Origin of the sequence: Streptomyces sp. NPDC048002 (genome assembly GCF_040653275.1) — a bacterium.
Lineage (GTDB): Bacteria > Actinomycetota > Actinomycetes > Streptomycetales > Streptomycetaceae > Streptomyces.
Genome location: NZ_JBEZNL010000041.1, coordinates 51,253 through 72,399, shown reverse-complemented (window position 1 = coordinate 72,399; position 21,147 = coordinate 51,253). Strand labels below are relative to the sequence as shown.

The window sequence follows — 21,147 nt, the reverse complement described above, 5'->3', positions numbered from 1 at the left end:
TACTTCGCCACCCCCAGGCGCCGCTTCATCCTCGCCGACACCCCCGGCCACGTGCAGTACACCCGCAACATGGTCACCGGCGCCTCCACCGCCGAACTGGCGATCATCCTGATCGACGCCCGCAACGGCGTCGTCGAGCAGACCCGCCGGCACGCGGCGCTCGCCGGGCTGCTGCGCGTGCCGCACGTGGTCCTCGCCGTCAACAAGATGGACCTGGTCGGCTACCAGGAGGCCGCCTTCGAGCGGATCGTGGAGGACTTCGCCGGTCACGCGGCCGAGCTGGGGCTGCCCGGGTTCACCCCGATCCCGGTCTCGGCGCTCGCCGGTGACAACGTGGTGGACCGTTCGGCCGCCATGGACTGGTACCGGGGTCCGGCCCTGCTGGAGTTCCTGGAAGAGGTCCCGGTCGGTGTCGAGGCGGCGGACGCCCCGGCCCGCTTCCCGGTGCAGTACGTCCTCCGGGACGGCGAAGTCCGCCACTACGCGGGCCAGTTGGTCTCGGGCGCGCTGCGGGTCGGCGACCGGGTCACAGTGCATCCGTCCGGCGAGACCTCGGAGATCACCGGGATCGACGTGCTCGGGACGGCCCGGGAGGCGGCGTTCGCGCCGCAGTCGGTCAGCGTGCGGCTGGCGGACCAGCGGGACGTCAGCCGCGGCGACATGATCACCGCGGGGGTCGACGTGCCCGCGCTGACCCGGGAGGTGCGGGCCTCGGTCTGCCACCTCGCGGACCGGCCGCTCAAGGTCGGCGACCGGGTCCTCGTCCGGCACACCACGCGTACCGTGAAGGCGATCGTGCAGGACCTCGGGGGCGCGGCCGAACTCACCGTGAACGACCTGGGGCGGATCGTGCTGCGCACCGCGGAGCCGCTGGCCCTGGACGACTACGCGGTGTCGCGCCGTACGGGCGCGTTCATCCTGATCGATCCGGCGGACGGCGCGACACTGACCGCGGGAATGGTCACCCTCTAGCGGAGACCGCGGGCATGGTCACCCTCTGGCCGACGACGGCCCGTGCGCCCTCAAGTCCCCAGCGTCAGGCGGGGCTTGGGGGCGTCCGTGCGTCCGGTCCGCGGTGGTCTTGAGCCCGCCAGATAGGGGTCGGGCCAGACCGCTCCGGGGCCCTCGTAGGACTGCTCGGCCGCCGCGTGCAGGGTCCAGTTCGGGTCGTACAGGTGCGGGCGGGCCAGCGCGCACAGGTCGGTGCGGCCCGCCAGGATCAGGGAGTTGACGTCGTCCCAGGAGGAGATCGCGCCGACCGCGATCACCGGGACGCCGACGCTGTTGCGGATGCGGTCGGCGTAGGGGGTCTGGTAGGAGCGGCCGAACTCCGGGTGCTCCTCTGCCACGACCTGGCCGGTCGACACGTCGATGGCGTCGGCGCCGTGCTCGGCGAAGGCGCGGGCGATGTCCACGGCGTCCTCGGCCCGGTTGCCGCCCTCGGCCCAGTCGGTGGCGGAGATCCGGACGGTCATGGGCCGTTCCCCGGGCCATGCCTCGCGCACGGCGTCGAAGACCTCCAGCGGGAAGCGCAGCCGGTTGGCCGTGCTGCCTCCGTAGGCGTCGGTACGGCGGTTGGTCAGCGGGGAGAGGAAGCCGGACAGCAGATAGCCGTGCGCGCAGTGCAGTTCGAGCAGGTCGAAGCCGGCCCGTGCCGCGCGTCGGGCGGCGGCGGTGAACTGTTCGCGGATGTCGGTCAGTTGGGCTCGGGTCAGCTCGCGCGGGATCTGGCTGTCGGGCCGGTAGGGGATCGGCGAGGCGGCCACCAGGGGCCAGTTGCCGTCGGGGAGCGGCTGGTCGATGCCCTCCCACATCAGCTTGGTCGAGCCCTTGCGTCCGCTGTGCCCGAGCTGCACGCCGATCGCCGTGCCGGGGGCCCGGGTGTGCACGAAGTCGGTGATCCGGCGCCAGCCCTCGGCCTGTCGGCCGGTGTAGAGGCCGGTGCAGCCGGGGGTGATACGGCCCTCGGGGCTGACGCAGACCATCTCGGTCATCGCCAGTCCGGCCCCGCCGAGGGCCCGCGCGCCGAGGTGGACGAGGTGGAGGTCGTCGGGGACGCCGTCGACGGCGGAGTACAGGTCCATCGGGGAGACGACGACCCGGTTGCGCAGGGTCAGTCCGCGCAGCCGGAACGGAGTGAACATCGGGGGTGTTCCGGGCGGGCAGCCGAACTCCCGTTCCACGGCCTCGGTGAAGTGGGCGTCACGCAGGCGGAGGTTGTCGTGGGTGACGCGGCGGCTGCGGGTGAGCAGGTTGAAGGCGAACTGGCGGGGCGGCTGGTCGAGATGGAGGGCGATCTCCTCGAACCACTCCAGGCTGGCGCGGGCGGCACGCTGGGTGGAGGCGACGACGGGCCTGCGTTCCTCCTCGTAGGCGGTCAGGGCGCTCGGCAGGTCCGGCTGCTCGGTCAGGCAGGCGGCCAGGGCGAGGGCGTCCTCCACGGCGAGCTTGGTGCCGGAGCCGATGGAGAAGTGGGCGGTGTGGGCGGCGTCGCCCAGCAGCACGGTGTTCCGGTGCGACCAGGTGTCGTTGACGACCGTGCGGAAGGTCGTCCACGCGGAGTCGTTGGAGCGCAGGGGGTGTCCGCCGAGGGCGGTCGAGAAGATCTTGGCGCAGCGCTCGACGGACTCCCGGACCTCGGGTTCGTCGAAGCCGGCCGCGCGCCAGACCTCCTCGCGCATCTCGACGATGACGGTCGAGGCGTCGGGGGCGTAGGGGTAGCCGTGCAGTTGCATCACGCCGTGCTCGGTCTGGGCGATCTCGAAGCGGAAGGCGTCGAAGGCGAAGTCGGTCGCGAGCCAGATGTAGCGGCAGCGATGGGGGGTGACCCGGGGGCGGAACACGTCGGCGTGGGCCCCGCGGGTGGTGCTGTGCACTCCGTCGGCGGCGACGACCAGGTCGTAGGTGGCGGCCAGTTGTTCGGGGGGCGGGGCCTCCTCGCTGAAGCGGAGGCGTACGCCGAGGCTGCGGCAGCGGTCGTGGAGGATCCGCAGCAGCCGTTTGCGGCCCAGTGCGGCGAAGCCGTGCCCGGAGGAGATCTGGTGGTGGTCGCGGTGGACGATGTCGATGTCGTCCCAGCGGACGAAGTGCTCGCGCAGCGCGGCGTGGACCTCGGGGTCGGCGTGCTCGATGCCGCCGAGGGTCTCGTCGGAGAGGACCACACCGAAGCCGAAGGTGTCGTCGGGGGCGTTGCGCTCCCAGACGGTGATGTCCCGGCCGGGGTCCAGGCGCTTGAGCAGGACGGCCGCGTAGAGGCCGCCGGGGCCGCCGCCGACGACCGCCACGCGCAGGGGCCTGCCGGCCCCGGTGGGCGGGTTCGGGTCGGTGGGCGGGTTCGGGTCGGTGGGCGGGCGCGGGTCGGTGGCCGAGGGCGGGTCCGTGGACGGGCGCGGGGCGCCCTCGGCCGGGCGCGCCGGTCGCGCCGGTCGCGCCGGTTGAGGCCGGTCCACTTCAGCGCCCCTGCCACTTCGGGGGGCGCTTCTCCTTGAACGCCCGGTGGAACTCGGCGTAGTCCTCGCCCGTCATCAGCAGGGCCTGGGTCGCCGCGTCCATCTCCACCGCGGCCGCCAGCGGCATGTCCAGCTCGGCCGTGAGCAGCGCCTTGGTCTGGGCGTGCGCGAGGGCGGGGCCCTCGGCCAGCCGGAGGGCGAGCGCCCGCGCCGTCTCGTCGGCCCGGCCCGCCTCGGCCAGTTGGCTGATCAGGCCGAGGCGCTCGGCCTCCACGGCGTGGACGGCCTCGCCCAGCATCAGCAGGCGGGTCGCGTGGCCGAGGCCCACCACCCGGGGCAGCAGATAGGCCGCTCCCATGTCGCCGCCGGAGAGTCCGACCCGGGTGAAGAGGAAGGCGAACCGGGCCGTGGGGTCGGCCACCCGGAAGTCGGACGCCAGGGCGAGGACCGCGCCGGCGCCCGCCGCCACGCCGTGGACCGAGGCGACCACGGGGAAGGGGCACTCCCGGATCGCCCTGACGACATGCCCCGTCATCCGGTTGAAGTCGAGCAGTGTGGCGGTGTCCATGGCGAGGGTCTCGCCGATGATCTCGTCCACGTCACCGCCGGAGCAGAAGCCGCGGCCCTCGCCGCCCAGCACCAGGGCGCGCACCGCGCGCTCCCGGGACAGCTCGGCGAGCAGGTCGCGCAGGTCGGCGTAGGCGCCGAAGGTGAGGGCGTTGAGCTTCTCCGGACGGGCGAGGGTGACGGTGGCCACTCCGTCGGCGCGGTCCACCCGCAGATGCCGCCAGCGTTCGGTGCGGGCGGCGGAGCCGGTGAAGGGACTCATGGGGTGCGGCCTCCTCGGGCGGACTGCGGCGGCGCTGTCTCACTGAGGTCTACCCGACGAACTTATCACTGATTCATGACTGTCGTCAGAATGGCGCGATACAGCGCCGGGGTCGCCGCGGGGGCCACCGGAGTGTCACGGCTCGTCCACACCCGGGTAACGGTGGGAGCGGTCGCGCGAGGCGGGCCGTTGGGCCGGGTAGGCCGCTCGCCACGGGGCCGAGAGGGCCCCGGACGGTGGCCGCCGGGCAGCTTCGACCGGTGGCGCCGTACCATTCATGAGATTGAGAGCAGGACCGCCTGCTTGATGAACGGATCCGCCGTGCACGAACCCCTCCCCGCCCCCGCCTCCTGGCGCGTCGCACTGCCGCACACCACCGCGGCGGTGCCGGTCGCACGCGCCCTGGTCCGTACGGCCCTGGCCGAGCTGGAGCACTCCGCCGACAGCGACACGGCGGAGCTGCTGACGGCGGAGCTGGTGGCGAACGCCGTGGAGCACACGGCGGCCGGCGAGGGGCCGATAGAGCTGGTGGTGGAGCTGCTGCCGGGGGGCTGCCGGGTGGAGGTGCACGACCCGGACCCGGCGCCGCCGGGCAGCCTCACCGAGCCGTGCTCGGGCGAGCCGGATCCGTGGCAGGAGCACGGGCGGGGGCTGCTGCTGATCCGCGCGCTCAGTTCGTCCTGCGGCCACCGGCCGACCCCGTCGGGCAAGGCGGTGTGGTTCCGCCTGCCGACGGTGCCCCGGCAGCGACGGCCGCTGTAGCCGGTACGGCCGGCGCGGAGGTAGGTCAGGCGACCGGGCGTCCCAGGGTCGCGACCAGGACCGCCTTGATCGTGTGCATCCGGTTCTCGGCCTCGTCGAAGACCACCGAGTGCGCCGACTCGAAGACCTCGTCGGTCACCTCCAGGGAGTCCAGGCCGTGGGTCTCGAAGATCTCGCGGCCCACCTTGGTGCCCAGGTCGTGGAAGGCCGGCAGGCAGTGCAGGAACTTCACCCCGGGGTTGCCGGTGGCGCGCAGGACGTCCATGGTCACCGCGTACGGGGCCAGGGCCTTGATCCGCTCGTCCCAGACCTCCTTGGGCTCCCCCATGGAGACCCAGACGTCGGTGGCGACGAAGTCGGCGCCCAGGACGCCCTCCGCGACGGACTCGGTGACGGTGATCGTGGCGCCGCTCTCCTCGGCCAGCGCGCGGGCCTCGGCGACGACCTCCTCGGCCGGCCAGTACGCCTTGGGCGCGACGATCCGCACGTCCAGGCCGAGCAGGGCGCCGGTGATCAGGTAGGAGTTGCCCATGTTGAAGCGGGCGTCGCCGAGGTAGGCGAAGGAGATGCCCTCGTCCAGGGTCTTGGGGGTGTGCTCCAGCATGGTCAGGACGTCGGCGAGCATCTGCGTGGGGTGCCAGTCGTCGGTGAGCCCGTTGTAGACGGGCACCCCCGCGTACGCGGCCAGCTCCTCGACCTTCTGCTGACTGTCCCCCCGGTACTCGATGCCGTCGAACATCCGCCCGAGGACCCGGGCGGTGTCCTTCACCGACTCCTTGTGCCCCATCTGCGATCCGGACGGGTCCAGATAGGTCGTCGCCGCCCCCTGGTCGGCGGCGGCGACCTCGAAGGCGCAGCGGGTACGGGTGGACGTCTTCTCGAAGATCAGCGCGATGTTGCGGCCGCGCAGGTACTGGGGCTCGGTCCCGGCCTTCTTCGCGGCCTTCAGCTCGGCGGCCAGCTCGATCAGACCGCGGAACTCCGCCGCCGTGAAGTCCAGCTCCTTGAGGAAGTGGCGGCCGGCGAGGGCGGTCGGGACTGTCGCCATGGGGGCGCTCCAGGGATGCGAACAGGGGGGTGCGAACAATGACCCTGGAAGTCTATACGATGTTACACATTTCTATACAGCCCCCCGTTCGACCGGGCAGCTCATGCAGCGGGGCCCGCCCCTCCCCCGACCCAGTTCGCTGCCGGGGATCTCAATGACCTCGATGCCCCGCTTGCGCAGATGAGTGTTGGTGGTGGCGTTGCGCTCGTAGGCCACGACGACGCCGGGCTCGACGGCCAGGACGTTGCAGCCGTCGTCCCACTGCTCGCGCTCGGCGGCGTGGACGTCCTGGGTGGCGGTCAGGACCCGGATCTCGTTCAGCCCGAGCGCCGCGGCGATGGCGCGGTGCATGTGCTCCGGCGGATGGTCGGTGACCTTCAGCTCCTTGCCGTCGACGCCCGGCTCGATGGTGTAGGAGCGGAGCATGCCGAGCCCGGCGTACTGGGTGAAGGTGTCGCCGTCGACCATGGTCATCACGGTGTCGAGGTGCATGAACGCGCGCCGCTTGGGCATGTCGAGCGCCACGATCGTCTCGGCGGAGCCGGCGGCGAAGAGCTTGTGCGCGAGCATCTCGACGGCCTGGGGCGTGGTGCGCTCGCTCATCCCGATCAGCACGGCTCCGTTGCCGATCACCAGGACGTCGCCGCCCTCGATGGTCGACGGGTAGTCGGCCTGCCCCTCGGACCACACATGGAACGTTTCGTCACGGAACAGCGGATGGTGCCGGTAGATCGCCTCGAAGTGCACGGTCTCCCGCTGGCGGGCGGGCCAGCGCATGGCGTTGACGGAGACACCGTCGTAGATCCAGGCGGAGGTGTCCCGGGTGAAGAGGTGGTTGGGCAGCGGCGCGAGGAGGAAGTCGTCGAGTTCCATGGCGTGGAAGCGCACGGAGACCGGCTCCGGGTGCGCGTCCAGGAACTCGCGCTTGGTCATGCCGCCGACCAGCGCCTCGGCCAGGTCGGCGGCGGGCAGGTCCTCGAAGGCGGCGCGCAGATGGTCGGTGGCGAGGACGCCGTACTCCTTCTCGTCGAAGACACGGTCCAGGACGAGGGTGCGGGCCGCCGGGATCGCCAGGGCCTCGGTGAGCAGGTCGCCGAAGAGGTGGACGGTGACCCCGCGGTCGCGCAGTACGTCCGCGAAGCCGTCGTGCTCGGCGCGCGCCCTGCGCACCCAGAGCACGTCGTCGAAGAGGAGCGCGTCCTTGTTGCTGGGGGTGAGCCTTTTGAGCTCGAGATCCGGCCGGTGCAGGATGACGCGGCTGAGCCGCCCGGCCTCGGAGTCGACATGGAAACCCATGCCTCCATCCTGACCACCGACGGCCGTGTTCACCCACGCCTCGGCCGTTTCCGCGCCCTCTATTTTTCGTCCTCTTGACGATAAACGGGGTCCCCGGTTATCGTCTCAGTGACGAAAAACGAGGAGGGGTCCCCATGGCCGACATCACCCGGCGCTTCGGCTGGCGCCATCTGCGGGGCGCGCCGACGGCGCACATCCGGCACCACCGCTCGGGCCGGCTGGCGCACGACGGGGCGGGGATCAGCTTCTGGTTCCGGGCGCTGAGCGCGGCCCTCTCCGAGGTCCCGGTCGACGACCGTGAGCTGGCCATGACCTTCCACGCCCGTACGGCGGACTTCCAGGACGTGGCGGTGCAGGCGACGGTCACCTACCGGATCAGCGACCCCGCCGTCGCCGCGGCCCGCCTGGACTTCTCCGTGGACCCCGACACCGGCGCCTGGCGCGGCGCCCCGCTGGAGCAGCTCGGCACCCTGCTCACCGAGACCGCCCAGCAGCACGCGCTGGACGTCCTGGCCCGAACGCCCCTGGCGTCGGCCCTGGTCGACGGGGTGAGCGCGGTGCGCGAACGGGTCGCGACGGGCCTCGCCGCCGAACCGCGGCTGCCCGCCACCGGCATCGAGATCGTCGCCGTCCGGGTGGTCGCGCTGCGCCCGGAGCCGGAGGTGGAGCGGGCCCTGCGCACCCCGGCGCGCGAGCTGATCCAGCAGGAGGCCGACCGGGCCACCTACGAGCGGCGGGCGGTGGCCGTCGAACGCGAGCGTGCCATCGCCGAGAACGAACTGGCCAGCCAGATCGAACTCGCCCGCCGCGAGGAGCAGTTGGTCGAGCAGCGCGGCACCAACACCCGGCGCGAGGCCGAGGAGCACGCGGCGGCCGACGCGGTCAGGGCGGAGGCGGAGGCGGCGCGCTCGGTCCGGCTCGCCGACGCGGAGGCGCAGCGCACGGAGCGGCTCGCCGAGGCGGAGGCGGCCCGCACGGTCCGGCTGGCCCGCGCCGAGGCCGAGGGCACCCGCGAGGTCGGGGAGGCCAAGGCGCAGGCGCAGGCCGCCTGGCTGCGGGTGCACGGCGACGTGGACGCGGCGGTGCTGCGCGCGCTCACCGGGACCCGGCTCGCGGAGAACCTGCCGCGCATCGACAGCGTCACCATCTCGCCGGACGTGCTCACCGGACTGCTCGCCCGGCTCGGCGACGGGGAACGCGGGTGAGCCTCGCCCCGCGGGCCGTGCTGGTCCACCGCACCACGGAGTACGAGGAGTTGGTGGCCCGGCACGGCACGCACGGACAGGCCGCCTACTTCCTCGGCTCCCGCGGGCGGGACATCGAGGAGGTCGCCGACCGGCACCACCGGGCGCGCCGGGCGCTCGCCGAGGTGGTCGCCGCGATCCCGCTGACCTGGCGTCAGGCCCGGGTGGAGCGGGCCGACCTGGACCGCTTCCTGTTCGGGCCGGAGGACGTGCCGGTGGTGGTCGGCCAGGACGGGCTGGTGGCGAACGTCGCCAAGTACCTGTCGGGGCAGCCGGTGATCGGCATCGACACCGACCCCGGGCGCAATCCCGGCGTCCTGGTGCGGCACCGCCCGGCGGACGCGGCGAAGCTCCTGGCGTCGGCCGGCTCGGCGGCCGCGGACGAACTCACCATGGTCGAGGCCGTCGCCGACGACACCCAGCGCCTGGTGGCGCTGAACGAGATCTATCTGGGCGCGGCCGGCCACCAGACGGCCCGGTACCGCCTGGGCCTCGACGGCGACGGGGGTGTCGTCGAGGCCCAGGCCTCGTCCGGGGTGATCGTCGGCACCGGGACGGGCGCGACCGGCTGGCTGAGGTCGGTGTGGCAGGAGCGGGGAGGGCGGCAGACGCTGCCCTCCCCCGCCGACCGGCGGCTGCTGTGGTTCGTCCGCGAGGCGTGGCCCTCCCCGGCCACCGGGACCTCCCTGGTGGCCGGTGAGCTGACCGGCCCGGCACGGCTGACGCTCACCGTCGAGTCCGAGCGGCTGGTCGCCTTCGGGGACGGCATGGAGTCCGACGCGCTGGAGCTGACCTGGGGTCAGTCGGTGCGGGTCGGAGTGTCCCCGCACCGACTGCGGCTCACCGGCTGACCGGCCCGGCCCACCGCGCCGCCCGTGCCGACCGCGCCGACCGTCGGGCACTCCGGGCACTCCGGCCGGTCACAGCCGGGGGTCGACCGGTTCCGACTCCAGGGCCAGCACCCCGAACACCGCCTCGTGCACCCGCCACAGCGGCTCGTTCCCGGCCAGCCGGTCCAGGGCCTCCAGGCCGAGCGCGTACTCGCGGATCGCCAGGGACCGCTTGTGGTTGAGGAACCGCTGCCGCAGCCGGGCGAGGTTGTCGGGGCGGGTGTACTCCGGACCGTAGATGATCCGCAGGTACTCCCGGCCCCGGCACTTGATGCCGGGCTGGACCAGCCGCCCCTCGGTGCCGCGCACCAGCGCGCCGACCGGCTTGACGACCATGCCCTCACCGCCGCGGCCGGTCATCTCCAGCCACCAGTCCACGCCCGCCCGCACCGACTCCGGGTCCCCGGTGTCGACGTACAGCCGGCGCGTCGTCCGGAGCAGTCCGGTGCCGTCGTGCTCCACCAGCCGGTCCAGCAGCGACAGTTGTTCGTCGTGCGGGAGCCCGGTGAGGCTGCGGCCGCGCACCGCGAGGATCTGGAACGGGGCGAGGCGTACGCCGTCCAGGCCGTCCGTCGTCCAGCAGTAGCGGCGGTACGCGTCCGTGAACGCGGCCGCGTCCGAGGCCCGTTCGCGCTGGCGCGCCAGCAGGTCCGCCACGTCGATCCCGCGCGCCGCCGCGCCCTCCAGGGCCGCCACGGCCGCGGGCAGCACCGCGCCGGAGGCGGCGCCGACCGCCGCGTACTGCGAGCGCAGCAGGCCGGAGGCCTTCAGCGACCACGGCATCAGCTCGGCGTCCAGCAGCAGCCAGTCCGTGTCCAGTTCGGCCCACAGCCCGGCCGCGTCGGCCGCCGCGCGGAGCCGGTCCAGGACGGCCTCCGTCACGGACGCGTCGTCGAAGAACGGGCGGCCGGTACGGGTGTACAGCGACCCGGTCGGACCGTCCACGCCGAACCGCTCCCGTGCCGCCGCGGCGTCCCGGCAGACCAGGGCCACGGCCCGCGAGCCCATGTGCTTCTCCTCGCACACGACCCGCTCGACACCGTCCTGGCGGTACTGCGCGAACGCCTCCTCGGGGTGCTCCAGGTAACCCTCCACCCGCGAGGTGGCCGTCGGCGCCATCGTCGGCGGCAGGTACGGCAGCAGCCGCGGGTCGACCGCGAAACGGCTCATGACCTCCAGGGCCGCCGCCGCGTTCTCCTCCCGGATCGAGATCCGGCCCTGGTGGCGGGTCTCCACCACCCGGCGCCCGTGCACGTCCGCCAGGTCCAGCGGCCGGCCGTCGTGTCCCCCGGGCGCCTCGGTGCGCAGCGGCTTCGCCGGCTCGTACCAGACCTTCTCGGCCGGTACGTCGACCAGTTCGCGCTCCGGCCAGCGCAGCGCGGTGAGCTTGCCGCCGAAGACGGCGCCGGTGTCCAGGCAGATGGTGTTGTTCAGCCAGGTCGCCTCGGGGACCGGGGTGTGGCCGTAGACCACGGCCGCGCGGCCCCGGTAGTCCTCGGCCCACGGGTAGCGCACCGGCAGCCCGAACTCGTCGGTCTCCCCGGTGGTGTCGCCGTACAGCGCGTGGCTGCGGACCCGGCCGGAGGTGCGGCCGTGGTACTTCTCCGGCAGACCGGCGTGGCACACGACCAGCTTCCCCCCGTCGAGGACGTAGTGGCTGACCAGTCCGTCGATGAACTGCCGTACCTCCGCGCGGAACTCCTCGCTCTCGCCCTCCATCTGCGCGACGGTCTCGGCGAGTCCGTGGGTGTGCTGGACCTTGCGGCCCTTGAGGTGACGGCCGTACTTGTTCTCGTGGTTGCCGGGCACGCACAGCGCGTTGCCGGTGCGCACCATGGACATCACCCGGCGCAGCACACCCGGGCTGTCCGGGCCGCGGTCCACGAGGTCGCCGACGAAGACCGCGGTGCGGCCCTCGGGGTGGACGCCGTCGGCGTAGCCCAGCCGGGCCAGCAGCGACTCCAGTTCGGCGGAGCAGCCGTGGATGTCGCCGATGATGTCGAACGGTCCGGTCAGGTGGGTGAGGTCGTTGAACCGCTTCTCGGTGACGACGACGGCGTTCTCGACCTCCTCGACGCCGCGCAGCACGTGCACCTTGCGGAAACCCTCGCGCTCCAGGTGGCGCAGGGACCGGCGCAGTTCGCGGGTGTGCCGCTGGATGACCCGGCGGGGCATGTCGGCCCGGTCGGTGCGGCCCGCGTTGCGCTCGGCGCACACCTCCTCCGGCACGTCCAGCACGATGGCGATGGGCAGCACGTCGTACTGCTTGGCCAGGTCGATCAGCTGGCGCCGGGCGTCCTGCTGGACGCTGGTGGCGTCGACGACGGTGCGGCGGCCGGCGGCCAGGCGCTTGCCGGCGACGTAGTGCAGGACGTCGAAGGCGTCCCGGGTGGCGCTCTGGTCGTTCTCGTCGTCGGAGACCAGGCCGCGGCAGAAGTCGGAGGACAGCACCTCGGTGGGCTTGAAGTGGCGGCGCGCGAAGGTGGACTTGCCGGAGCCCGAGGCGCCGATGAGCACCACGAGGGAGAGGTCGGTGACGGGCAGGGTGCGCCCCTGGTTCTCGGTCATGCGGCCTTCTCCTCCTTGTCGTTCCTGTCGCTCTGGTCGTCGCGCTGGTCGCTCTGGTCGCTCTGGTCGTTCCTGTTGTCGCCGCGTCCTTCGCCCAGTTCGAAGACGGCCATCTGGGTGGGCGGGCCGACCTCGGGGTCGTCGGGTCCCACGGGGACGAACTCCACGTGGTAGCCGTGCCGTGCGGCGATCGCGCCGGCCCAGGTCCGGAACTCCTCGCGGGTCCATTCGAAGCGGTGGTCGCCGTGCCGGACGTGCCCGGCCGGGAGGGACTCCCAGCGCACGTTGTACTCGACGTTCGGGGTGGTCACCAGCACGGTCCGCGGGCGGGCCGCGCCGAAGACGGCGTACTCCAGGGCGGGCAGCCGCGGCAGGTCGAGGTGTTCGATCACCTCGCTGAGCACGGCGGCGTCGTACCCCTTGAGCCGGTTGTCGGTGTAGGCGAGCGAACCCTGGAACAGCTTGACCCGGGATGCCTGCCGCTCCCCCATGCGGTCCAGCTTCAGGCGCCGCGAGGCGATGGTGAGGGCCCGCATGGACACGTCGACGCCCACGATCTCGGTGAACCGGACGTCCTTGAGCAGCGCCTGCACCAACTGGCCCTGTCCGCAGCCGAGATCGAGCACGCGCGCGGCACCGGAGAGCCGGAGGGCCTCGATGATCGCGTCCCGGCGCTGCACGGCCAGCGGGGTCGGCCGCTCCTCGTCCTCCGTCTCCGCCGCGACGGCGTTGTCGATCTCCTCGACCTCGCTGTCGTCGGTCTCGGCCAGCCGCACCAGCTCCAGGCGTTCCATCGCCCGGCGCGTCAGCGACCAGCGGCGGGAGAGATAGCGGCTGGTGATCAGCTTCATCTCGGGATGGTCGTACAGCCAGTCCCCGCCGGCCCGCAGCAGCTTGTCGACCTCGTCCTCGGAGACCCAGTAGTGCTTGGCGTCGTCGAGCACCGGCAGCAGGACGTAGAGGTGGCGCAGGGCCGCGGCGAGGGTCAGCCGCTCCGACTCCAGCACCAGCCGTACGTAGCGCGAGTCGCCCCATTCGGGGAACTGTTCGTCCAGCGCGACGGGCTCGACGGTGACCGCCCAGCCGAGCGGCTCGAACAGCCGCCGGACCAGGTCCGGGCCGCCGCGGGCGGGCAGCACGGGCACCTCGACGCGCAGCGGGAGCGGTTCGGCGGCGCGCTCCGGGCGGGCGGTGCACACGCCCCGCATCGCGCTGGAGAAGACCGCGCTCAGGGCCACCGCGAGCAGCGAGGAGGCCGCGTAGGGGCGGTCGTTGACGTACTGCGCGAGGGCCGCGTCGGGGGCGCCGCCGCGGCCCTTGCCCTTGCCGCGCCGGACCAGTGCCACCGCGTCGACCTCCAGCAGCAGCGCCGCCGTGCAGCGCTCGGCGTCCGCCTCGGGGTAGAGGACGTGGGCCGTGCCGTAGGACGTGGAGAACGTCTGTGCCTTCCCGGGATGCTTGTGCAGCAGGAAACCCAGGTCGGTGGCGGGACGTTCGGACGTACCGGTGGTACTGATCGTGAGGAACATGGCAGGGCCTCTTAGGCGTGGTGGACAGAGGTGCCGCCCGGCACGGGAAGGCCCCCAGGGGGTGATCCCGGGGGCCTTCAGGACGACGTCCACACCTTCGCACACCCCGCGCGACCGGCGCCTTTGTTTATTCCTATGTTTATTCCTACGGTTCCCGGGCGCTCACGTCAGCTGCGACTGCACCTGGGCGGAGATCAGTTCCAGGTGGTCGAGGTCGGAGAGGTCGAGGAGCTGGAGGTAGATGCGGCGGGAGCCGATCTCCGCGTAGCGGCCGATCTTGTCGACGACCTCGGCCGGGGAGCCGGCCAGACCGTTCGCCTTCAGCTCGGGCACCTCGCGGCCGATGGCGGCGGCCCGGCGGGCGACCTCGGCGTCGTCCTTGCCGACGCAGACTACCAGGGCGTTGGAGTAGGTCAGGGCGTCGGGGCCGCGGCCGGCCGCCTCGGCGGCCGCCCGGACCCGGGCGAACTGGCGCTCGCTGTCCTCGACCCCGGCGAAGGGCATGTTGAACTCGTCGGCGTACTGGCCGGCGAGGCGCGGGGTGCGGGTCGCGCCGTGGCCGCCGATGAGCACCGGGATCCTGGCCTGCGCGGGCTTGGGCAGGGCGGGCGAGCCGGTGAGGTCGTAGTGGGTGCCGTGGAAGTCGAAGGTCTTGCCGGGCTCGGTGGCCCACAGCCCGGTGACGATGGCCAGCTGCTCCTCCAGGCGCGCGAACTTCTCCTTCGGGAAGGGGATGCCGTACGCCTTGTGCTCCTCCTCGAACCAGCCCGCGCCGAGGCCGAGTTCGACGCGGCCGCCGGACATCTGGTCGACCTGGGCGACCTGGATGGCGAGCACGCCGGGCAGGCGGAAGGTGCCCGCGGTCATCAGGGTGCCCAGCCGGATGCGCTTGGTCTCGCGGGCGAGTCCGGCGAGGGTGATCCAGGCGTCGGTGGGTCCGGGCAGACCGTCCACCGAGCCCATCTTCAGATAGTGGTCCGAGCGGAAGAAGGCGTCGAACCCGAGGTCCTCGGTGGCCTTCGCCACGGTGAGCAAGGTGTCGTAGGTGGCCCCCTGCTGGGGCTCGGTGAAGATGCGAAGATCCATACCTCCATCCTGCACGGTCGGGCGGCGGTCAACCCCACTGGTCCCTCCGGGACCGCCCCGCCACGGTCGGGTGAAAATCGTCAACGGCGGTCCCCGGGGCGGGCTTCGTCAAGTGACTCCCTGTGACGGTGATCGTTGGCTCGGGCGGAGCCGGACCGCCCGGCCCCGCCACCGGTCCGCCCGCGGCCCGGGGTGTCAGGTGTGCCGGCCGCCCTGTCCGGGGCCGGGGGCCGAGGAGGCCGTCATGTCCGAAGAGTCCGTGCCGCAGCAGGGCGGGGCCGGGGGCGCCCAGGGCGCTTCCGGCCCGCCGAAGGGCCTGCTCCAGCAGATGGAGGAGCTGATGGCGGCGCTGAACGCGGATCTGTCAGCGCTGGACGCCGATCTCCAGCCGGGGCGCCGGGGTGTCGGGGCGGGGTCGGCGGACGGCGACTGAGGCGCCGGGGGCCAGCGCCGGGGCCGGGGGCCAGCGCCGGGGCCGGGGCCGGGGCCGGGGGCTGACGTCGGGGCGCCGGAGCCGGCGTCGGCGTCGCAGTCCGGAGCCGGCGGCAGTCCGGGGCCGACGCCGGGGGCCGGGGCCGACGCCGGGGGCCGGGGCCGACGCCAAGGGCCGGGGTCGGTGTCGGGGGTCAGCCTGCTTCTCGTCTCTCCTCGCGCAGCGGCTGATCCCGGTCCCGGTCGGCGAGTCTGCGGAGCATCTCCAGGACCCGGTCGCGGGACTCGTCGGCGGCGTCGATGGCCTCCATGCACTGCCAGTAGGTACCCTCGTCGTCCGCCGCGCTGGCCAGGCCGACGAGGGCGATGCCGACCTCGCCGAGCAGTCCCCCCAGGTACAGCAGGGTCTGCCGGGCGTCGCCCAGGTCGCCGAGCTGGGCCGCGCGCAGGTCCTTGGTGTCCAGCGCGGGCGTGTCCAGTACTCCGCAGCCGCGGCCCGCGAGTTCGGTCAGCCCGAGAGCCTCGCCGCGCAGTTCGGGCGGGCCGAAGACCGCGAGCCGGCTGCCTATCGCCTGGGCCAGGGCCTGTGCCTGCCAGACCTCCGTCATGATCTCCGGCGCGCGGTCGCTGCCCGCCAGGGCGCGTCTGCTCGTCACGATGAGCCGCACCGCTTCCATGCGCTGCCCCCGTCTTGTCCGACGCGCCCTCGGCACGTCCGCCCGAACTCCGTTGTTCACTACCCAGAGTGAGCTTGTGTGAGGCGAAAAGCCAGAGGAAGGCGGAAATCTGTGGACAACAAATCGGTTTCGGGCGGCTGAACGAACACGGAACGTGAAAGTGGATCGACCCGCTCCCCCGGTGTGCGTGGTTACGGCGCCGGGAACCGCCGTTCGTTGCGGTCGATCTTCGCGTCCAGCGCCGCCAGCGCGTCGATGTCCAGGACCTCGCACAGTTGGAGCAGGTAGGCCAGCACGTCGGCGACCTCGTCGGTGACGCGGTGCGCGGTGTCCGGGTCGGACATCACCCGCTTCGACTCCTCCGGCGTCAGCCACTGGAAGATCTCGACCAGTTCGGAGGCCTCCACGCTGAGCGCGGAGGCGAGGTTCTTGGGCGTGTGGAACGGCTGCCAGTCGCGCGCCGCCGCGAACTCGGCGAGTCTGCGCTGGAGATGAGCCACGTCAAGGGGTTCGGTCACGGGTTCAGGTGTACCACCGTGACGCCGGGCGCCCCCTCGGCCCAGGACGCGTCGCCGACCGTGCCGACGATCCGGATGTGGCCGCGTTCGCACATCCGCGCCCCGAGGCCGAGCAGTTCCGCGCGCTGACGCGGGTCCAGGGCGCGTTCCAGGCCGTCGGTCAGGACGGTGAGGGTGCGCATCGCGGGCGGTACCTCGCCGGGCTCGTCGAGCGCCAGCACACCGGGGCCGGTGAGCAGGACCAGGGCGAGCGCGAGGTAGCGCAGTTCGCCGTCGCCGAGGCGGCCGAACTCCGTGCGGGTGCCGTCGCCGCGGTCCAGGACGCCCCGGACGGTGCCGTCGCCGAGCGGGGCGGCGAGGACGTCGGTGACGGTCCCCCGGCATCCGGCGCCCACCGCGGCGACGAGCAACTGGTGGCGGCGGGCGCATTCGACCCGGGTGCGCCGGACGACGTCGGCCAGGTTGTCGCAGCCGCCGAGGAGACGGCCGGAGCCGGTGGGGACGGGGTACCGCATCCGGTCGGGGCGGGGATCGCAGGCGAAGACCGAGCGCAGGGCGACGACCGTCTGCTCCGCGGCGGCGAGGACACGCCGCTGCCCGGGTGTCTTCCCGGCCACCCGCAGCGGCAGCAGGGCCGTTCCGAGGCGGTCGTCCGGGAGCGGGGCGCGGGTCACGGGCGCCGCTCCGGCGGTGTGCCAGGCGGCCTGCACGGTCCGTCGGCCGGGGTCCCTGAGGGCGGTCTCCAGGAGGGTCACCCCGCCGGCGGTGAGCCGTTCCCCGACGATCCGCAGGTCCGGTTCGGCCTGTACGGCGACGTCGAGCCGGACCGGGCCCTCGGGGCCGTCGGCGGTGCAGCCGATGCGGAAGCCGCGGCGGCGCTGGGCGTCGGGCCGGGCGCCCTCGGGGACGCAGCCGACCGGATCCGGGAACACCTCCGCGAGTTCGGCGCCCCCGCCGAGCCGGGCCAGTGCCTCGTACGCCCGCAGCGCGCTGGTCTTGCCGCTGCCGCTGTCCCCGGCGAGCAGGGTGAACGGCCCGAAGGGCAGCGCGACCCGGCGGTGCCCGGCGAAGGCGGACAGCCGCAGCTCGGTGACGTGGGGACGGTCGGACGAACCGGCGGCGGGCGCGGCCGGTGCGGGGACCGAGGATAAGGGCGAGGAAGGCGCGGCCATATCCGGACGGTAGGACTCCGGCGACGGACGAACCGTTCCGTCGCCGTGACCTTCCTACGAACGGGGTACGGGCGCGGGCTCAGGTGCCGGGGACGCCCGCGCCCTCCATGATTCCGCTGACCTCGGTGCCGTGCGGGGTCAGCAGGAACACGTTGCGGTCGACGCGGTGCATCCCGCTGGACAGCCCGAAGACCACACCGGTGCTGAAGTCGAGGACGCGTTTGGCGACCTCGGTCTCCGCGCCCGTCAGGTCGAGCAGCACCGGAATCCCGGCCATCAGCGTCTCGGCGACCTCACGGGCGTCGCCGAAGACGTTGACCCGCAGGACGACGAAGCGCCGGCGCGGTTCCGTCGCCGCCTCGGGCATCGAGCGGTGGTCCACGGCGGACGGCCAGGCGTCCCGGCCGCGCAACGGTACGACCTGGGCGAGCCCCTCCCACTGTTCATCGGTGACGTCGTAGCGGTTCACCGGGTTCCCCCCGAACTGACTGGTACTGAATGCCTGCACCAGCCAATTCTTACTCCAAGTCACCCGTTCGGCCCAACAGCGACACGGACCGCGACCCCGGAACCGCTCCGGTCAGGCGTGGCAGGCCGGCAGGACACCGCCGTTGTACGTGATCATCTCGCCGAACGCCTCGGCCACGTCCAGCGTGCGGCCGGAGGCGATGGCCTCGCGTTCGTCGAGTTCGGCGTAGGCGCGGTGCAGATTGCCCACCACGCGTTCGAACTCCCGCAGATGGGTGAAGGAACCCCGGCCCGCCTCCCTGGCGGCCGCCAGCGGGGTGAGCCGCTGCGCCCTGCCCTCGGCGGCCACCCGCTGGATCCAGCGCAGGTACTCCACGTTCTCGTCCAGCACCTCCGGGCCGCGCACCGGACCGTGGCCGCAGACCACGGTGCGCGGGCGGAGGGCGCGCAGCCGGGCGAGGACCGCCAGCGAGCCGGAGACCGAGCCCATCAGGACGAAGGGCGAGGTGCCCGCCATCGCGATGTCCCCGGTGAACAGGACCCGTTCGGCGGGCAGCCACACCACCACGTCGTGCTCGGTGTGTGCCGGGCCCGGGTGGAACAGCCGGATCTCCCGGTCGCCCTGATGGAGTGTCAGCTCGTCGAGGAAGGTGAGGTCCGGCAGCCGGACCGACAGCTCTCCCCAGGCCACCTCCGGCCAGATCCCGGTCAGGGCGAGGCCGTTGTCGGCCATCTCGGCCCGGGCCCCGGCGTGCGCCACCAGGACGGCCTCGCCGAACGCGGCGTTGCCGTGGGTGTGGTCGCCGTGGAAGTGCGTGTTGACGACCACCCGGGCCGGTCCGCGGCCCAGCCCCCGCACGGCGTCCCGCAGCGCCGCCGCCCGCGCGGCCGTGGGCGCCGTGTCGACGAGGACCGGGCCGCCCTCGCCGCCGGTGATCACTCCGGCGTTGTTGAGGCACCAGCCCCCGTCGGGCTGGAGCCAGGCGTACACGCCGTCGGCGACCTCGGCCAGCTCCGGCCGCAGTGCCGTGCCGGGCGGGGCCGTCATGACTGCGCCGCCCAGTACGGGTACCCCGGTGCGGCCCAGCTCGTCCCTCCCCCGCCGGACCGGGTCCAGGCCACGGCCGGCGGCTGGAAGGGCAGGGGTTCCACCTCTCCCTCCTCGCCCCGGCCGGCGGACATCGCCAGCAACACGGTGAGCAGGGCGGAGAGTTCCTCCGGTGTCGGTTCGCCTCGTAGCACTCGTATCACCCGGTCCTCAGGCTCGGCCACGCTCACTGGGGCTGGTTCCCGTGCTTGCGGGAGGGTCGGTCGGCGTGCTTGCGGCGCAGGGTGCGCAGGGCGTCGATCAGCCGGGCCCGGGTGCGGGCGGGGTCGATCACATCGTCCACCAGGCCGCGTTCGGCGGCGTAGTAGGGATGCATCAGCTCCGAGCGGTACTCCTTCACCAGCTGCTCGCGGGTGGCCTCCGGGTCGTCCGAGGCGGCGATCTCGCGCCGGAAGACCACGTTGGCGGCGCCCTCGGCGCCCATCACCGCGATCTCGTTGGACGGCCAGGCGAAGGACACGTCGCAGCCGATGGACCGGGAGTCCATGACGATGTAGGCGCCGCCGTACGCCTTGCGCATGATCAGCTGGACCCGGGGCACGGTCGCGTCGCAGTACGCGTACAGCAGCTTGGCGCCGTGCCGGATGATGCCGCCGTGCTCCTGGCCCACGCCCGGCAGGAACCCGGGGACGTCCACCAGGGTGAGCAGCGGGATGTTGAAGGAGTCGCAGAACCGCACGAACCGCGCCGCCTTCTCGGAGGCCGCGATGTCGAGGGCGCCGGCCTGCACCATGGGCTGGTTGGCGACGACGCCGGTGACGTCGCCGCCCATCCGGACCAGCGCGCACACCACGTTGCGCGCCCAGTGCTCGTGCACCTCGAACAGGAAGCCGTCGTCGACGATCTCCTCGATGACGTCGCGGACGTCGTAGGAGGCGCGCGGGTCGGCCGGGACCATGTCGAGCAGCGCCTCGGTGGAGCGGTCGGCGGGGTCGGACTCGGCGACGGCCGGGGCGGGTTCACGGTTGTTGGCGGGCAGCAGGGAGAGCAGGAAGCGGACGTTCTCCAGGCACTCCTCCTCGTCGTCGAAGACCGCGTGGGCGACGCCGGAGGAGGTGGAGTGCGGGTCGGCGCCGCCGAGCCCGTCCATGGTGATCTCCTCGCCGGTCACCGCCTGGACGACGTCGGGGCCGGTGATGAACATCTGCGAGGTGCCGCGCACCATGAACACGAAGTCGGTGAGCGCCGGGGAGTAGGCGGCGCCGCCCGCGCAGGGGCCCATGATGACGCTGATCTGCGGGATGACCCCGGAGTTGCGCACATTGCGGGAGAAGATGCCGCCGTAGCCGGCGAGCGCGGTGACGCCCTCCTGGATACGGGCGCCGGCGCCGTCGCACAGGCCGATCACCGGTGCTCCGGCGGCGGTCGCGAGGTCCATCAGCTTGTGGATCTTCTGCGCGTGCGCCTCGCCGAGGGCACCGCCGAAGATGCGGAAGTCGTGGGCGTAGACGAAGGCGGTGCGGCCGTTGACCTTGCCCCAGCCGGTGATCACGCCGTCGGTGTGCGGGCGGCGGGCCTCCAGGCCGAAGCCGGTGGCGCGGTGCCGGCGCAGTCCCTCGGTCTCGGTGAAGGTGCCCCGGTCGAAGAGCAGGTCGATCCGTTCGCGTGCGGTCAGCTTCCCCTTGGCGTGCTGTGCCTGGGTCGCCCGCTCGGAGGGACCGCGGCGCACCGACTCGCGCAGTTCGTGGAGTTCGGCCGTCCGTTCCCGGAGTGGAGGTGTAAGGCGGTCCATTGACGCTCCTCACAGGTCGTCAAGAGGCTTGTTCAGCCCGTTCTCGGAACGCGTGGGCGACAGAGTGCGTCGCTGGGCTGGAGCGCGGGTGGAGCCGGGCTGAAGGCCCGCGCTCCCCCGCCGCGGAGCCCGCCGCGCGGGGTGCGGCCCGGATCGTGGCAGGCCCCGCTCACTCAGCCGTCGAACCGCACTCGACCCGCACAGCAGCCATGAGGGACACGCCCCCATAGGGGCGCGGGCACCGACGCGACCGACCCCATAGGGGCGCGAGGAACTGCGCGACCAGCCACAACAGACCCGCACCCGACCAACAACGCGCACTCCCCAAAGGGGCGCGGG

19 protein-coding genes are annotated in these 21,147 nt (G+C 72.9%); 5 read left to right on the top strand and 14 right to left on the bottom strand.

What is annotated here, in order from left to right; translation table 11 throughout:
- A partial coding sequence (locus tag AB0E07_RS33385) for a GTP-binding protein (RefSeq protein WP_362260509.1) occupies positions 1-972 on the top strand: 972 nt, incomplete at its 5' end.
- Between the two features lie 50 nt (positions 973-1,022).
- Here AB0E07_RS33385 and AB0E07_RS33380 read toward each other — a convergent pair.
- Entirely contained in the window at positions 1,023-3,290 is a 2,268-nt protein-coding gene (locus AB0E07_RS33380; protein WP_362260515.1) for a bifunctional salicylyl-CoA 5-hydroxylase/oxidoreductase, read from the bottom strand.
- Between the two features lie 160 nt (positions 3,291-3,450).
- Positions 3,451-4,278 (bottom strand): enoyl-CoA hydratase family protein, encoded by an 828-nt coding sequence (locus tag AB0E07_RS33375; protein WP_362260507.1) that lies wholly within the window; start codon positions 4,276-4,278, stop codon positions 3,451-3,453.
- Between the two features lie 306 nt (positions 4,279-4,584).
- Between AB0E07_RS33375 and AB0E07_RS33370 the strand changes: the two genes are divergently transcribed.
- The gene (locus tag AB0E07_RS33370) at positions 4,585-5,040 is read left to right on the top strand and encodes an ATP-binding protein (RefSeq protein WP_362260505.1); all 456 of its coding nucleotides are present in this window, start codon (positions 4,585-4,587) and stop codon (positions 5,038-5,040) included.
- 25 nt (positions 5,041-5,065) lie between these two features.
- On the opposite strand, the gene argF is transcribed toward AB0E07_RS33370, so the two are convergent.
- Both argF and AB0E07_RS33360 read right to left on the bottom strand, forming a co-directional pair.
- Entirely contained in the window at positions 5,066-6,088 is a 1,023-nt protein-coding gene (gene argF / locus AB0E07_RS33365; RefSeq protein ID WP_362260503.1) for an ornithine carbamoyltransferase, read from the bottom strand.
- A 72-nt stretch (positions 6,089-6,160) separates the two neighbouring features.
- Entirely contained in the window at positions 6,161-7,384 is a 1,224-nt protein-coding gene (locus AB0E07_RS33360; protein ID WP_362260501.1) for an arginine deiminase, read from the bottom strand.
- A 134-nt stretch (positions 7,385-7,518) separates the two neighbouring features.
- Here AB0E07_RS33360 and AB0E07_RS33355 point away from each other — a divergent pair, with 134 nt between their 5' ends.
- On the top strand, positions 7,519-8,589 hold the full coding sequence (locus AB0E07_RS33355; protein WP_362260499.1) for an SPFH domain-containing protein: 1,071 nt from the start codon (positions 7,519-7,521) through the stop codon (positions 8,587-8,589).
- On the top strand, positions 8,586-9,479 hold the full coding sequence (locus AB0E07_RS33350) for a hypothetical protein (protein ID WP_362260497.1): 894 nt from the start codon (positions 8,586-8,588) through the stop codon (positions 9,477-9,479). The genes AB0E07_RS33355 and AB0E07_RS33350 overlap by 4 nt, the downstream gene beginning before the upstream one ends.
- 69 nt (positions 9,480-9,548) lie before the next feature.
- On the opposite strand, the gene AB0E07_RS33345 is transcribed toward AB0E07_RS33350, so the two are convergent.
- From AB0E07_RS33345 to AB0E07_RS33335, 3 genes are all read right to left on the bottom strand, one after another.
- Positions 9,549-12,086, bottom strand: coding sequence for a polynucleotide kinase-phosphatase (locus AB0E07_RS33345; protein ID WP_362260495.1), 2,538 nt, complete (start codon positions 12,084-12,086; stop codon positions 9,549-9,551).
- A complete protein-coding gene (locus AB0E07_RS33340; RefSeq protein ID WP_362260493.1) occupies positions 12,083-13,615 on the bottom strand; it encodes a 3' terminal RNA ribose 2'-O-methyltransferase Hen1 in 1,533 nt (510 codons plus the stop codon). Before AB0E07_RS33340 ends, AB0E07_RS33345 begins: the two co-directional genes overlap by 4 nt.
- Before the next feature lie 162 nt (positions 13,616-13,777).
- Complete coding sequence (locus tag AB0E07_RS33335) at positions 13,778-14,701, bottom strand: LLM class F420-dependent oxidoreductase (RefSeq protein ID WP_362260491.1); 924 nt, start codon at positions 14,699-14,701, stop codon at positions 13,778-13,780.
- 244 nt (positions 14,702-14,945) lie between these two features.
- Here AB0E07_RS33335 and AB0E07_RS33330 point away from each other — a divergent pair, with 244 nt between their 5' ends.
- A complete protein-coding gene (locus AB0E07_RS33330; protein WP_362260489.1) occupies positions 14,946-15,134 on the top strand; it encodes a hypothetical protein in 189 nt (62 codons plus the stop codon).
- A 193-nt stretch (positions 15,135-15,327) separates the two neighbouring features.
- On the opposite strand, the gene AB0E07_RS33325 is transcribed toward AB0E07_RS33330, so the two are convergent.
- The 7 genes from AB0E07_RS33325 to AB0E07_RS33295 form a co-directional block, all read right to left on the bottom strand.
- Positions 15,328-15,810, bottom strand: coding sequence for a DUF6099 family protein (locus tag AB0E07_RS33325; protein WP_362260487.1), 483 nt, complete (start codon positions 15,808-15,810; stop codon positions 15,328-15,330).
- Between the two features lie 191 nt (positions 15,811-16,001).
- Positions 16,002-16,328: a nucleotide pyrophosphohydrolase gene (locus tag AB0E07_RS33320; protein ID WP_362260485.1), complete on the bottom strand. Its 327-nt coding sequence runs from the start codon at positions 16,326-16,328 to the stop codon at positions 16,002-16,004.
- Entirely contained in the window at positions 16,325-17,500 is a 1,176-nt protein-coding gene (locus tag AB0E07_RS33315; RefSeq protein ID WP_362260483.1) for an ATP-binding protein, read from the bottom strand. The genes AB0E07_RS33320 and AB0E07_RS33315 overlap by 4 nt, the downstream gene beginning before the upstream one ends.
- Positions 17,501-17,579: 79 nt before the next feature.
- On the bottom strand, positions 17,580-17,969 hold the full coding sequence (locus tag AB0E07_RS33310) for a cell division protein SepF (protein ID WP_362260513.1): 390 nt from the start codon (positions 17,967-17,969) through the stop codon (positions 17,580-17,582).
- 111 nt (positions 17,970-18,080) lie between these two features.
- Entirely contained in the window at positions 18,081-19,016 is a 936-nt protein-coding gene (locus AB0E07_RS33305; protein ID WP_362260481.1) for an MBL fold metallo-hydrolase, read from the bottom strand.
- Positions 19,013-19,240, bottom strand: coding sequence for an acyl-CoA carboxylase subunit epsilon (locus AB0E07_RS33300; RefSeq protein WP_362260479.1), 228 nt, complete (start codon positions 19,238-19,240; stop codon positions 19,013-19,015). The genes AB0E07_RS33305 and AB0E07_RS33300 overlap by 4 nt, the downstream gene beginning before the upstream one ends.
- 2 nt (positions 19,241-19,242) lie before the next feature.
- On the bottom strand, positions 19,243-20,808 hold the full coding sequence (locus tag AB0E07_RS33295; RefSeq protein WP_362260477.1) for an acyl-CoA carboxylase subunit beta: 1,566 nt from the start codon (positions 20,806-20,808) through the stop codon (positions 19,243-19,245).
- Between the last annotated feature and the right edge of the window lie 339 nt (positions 20,809-21,147).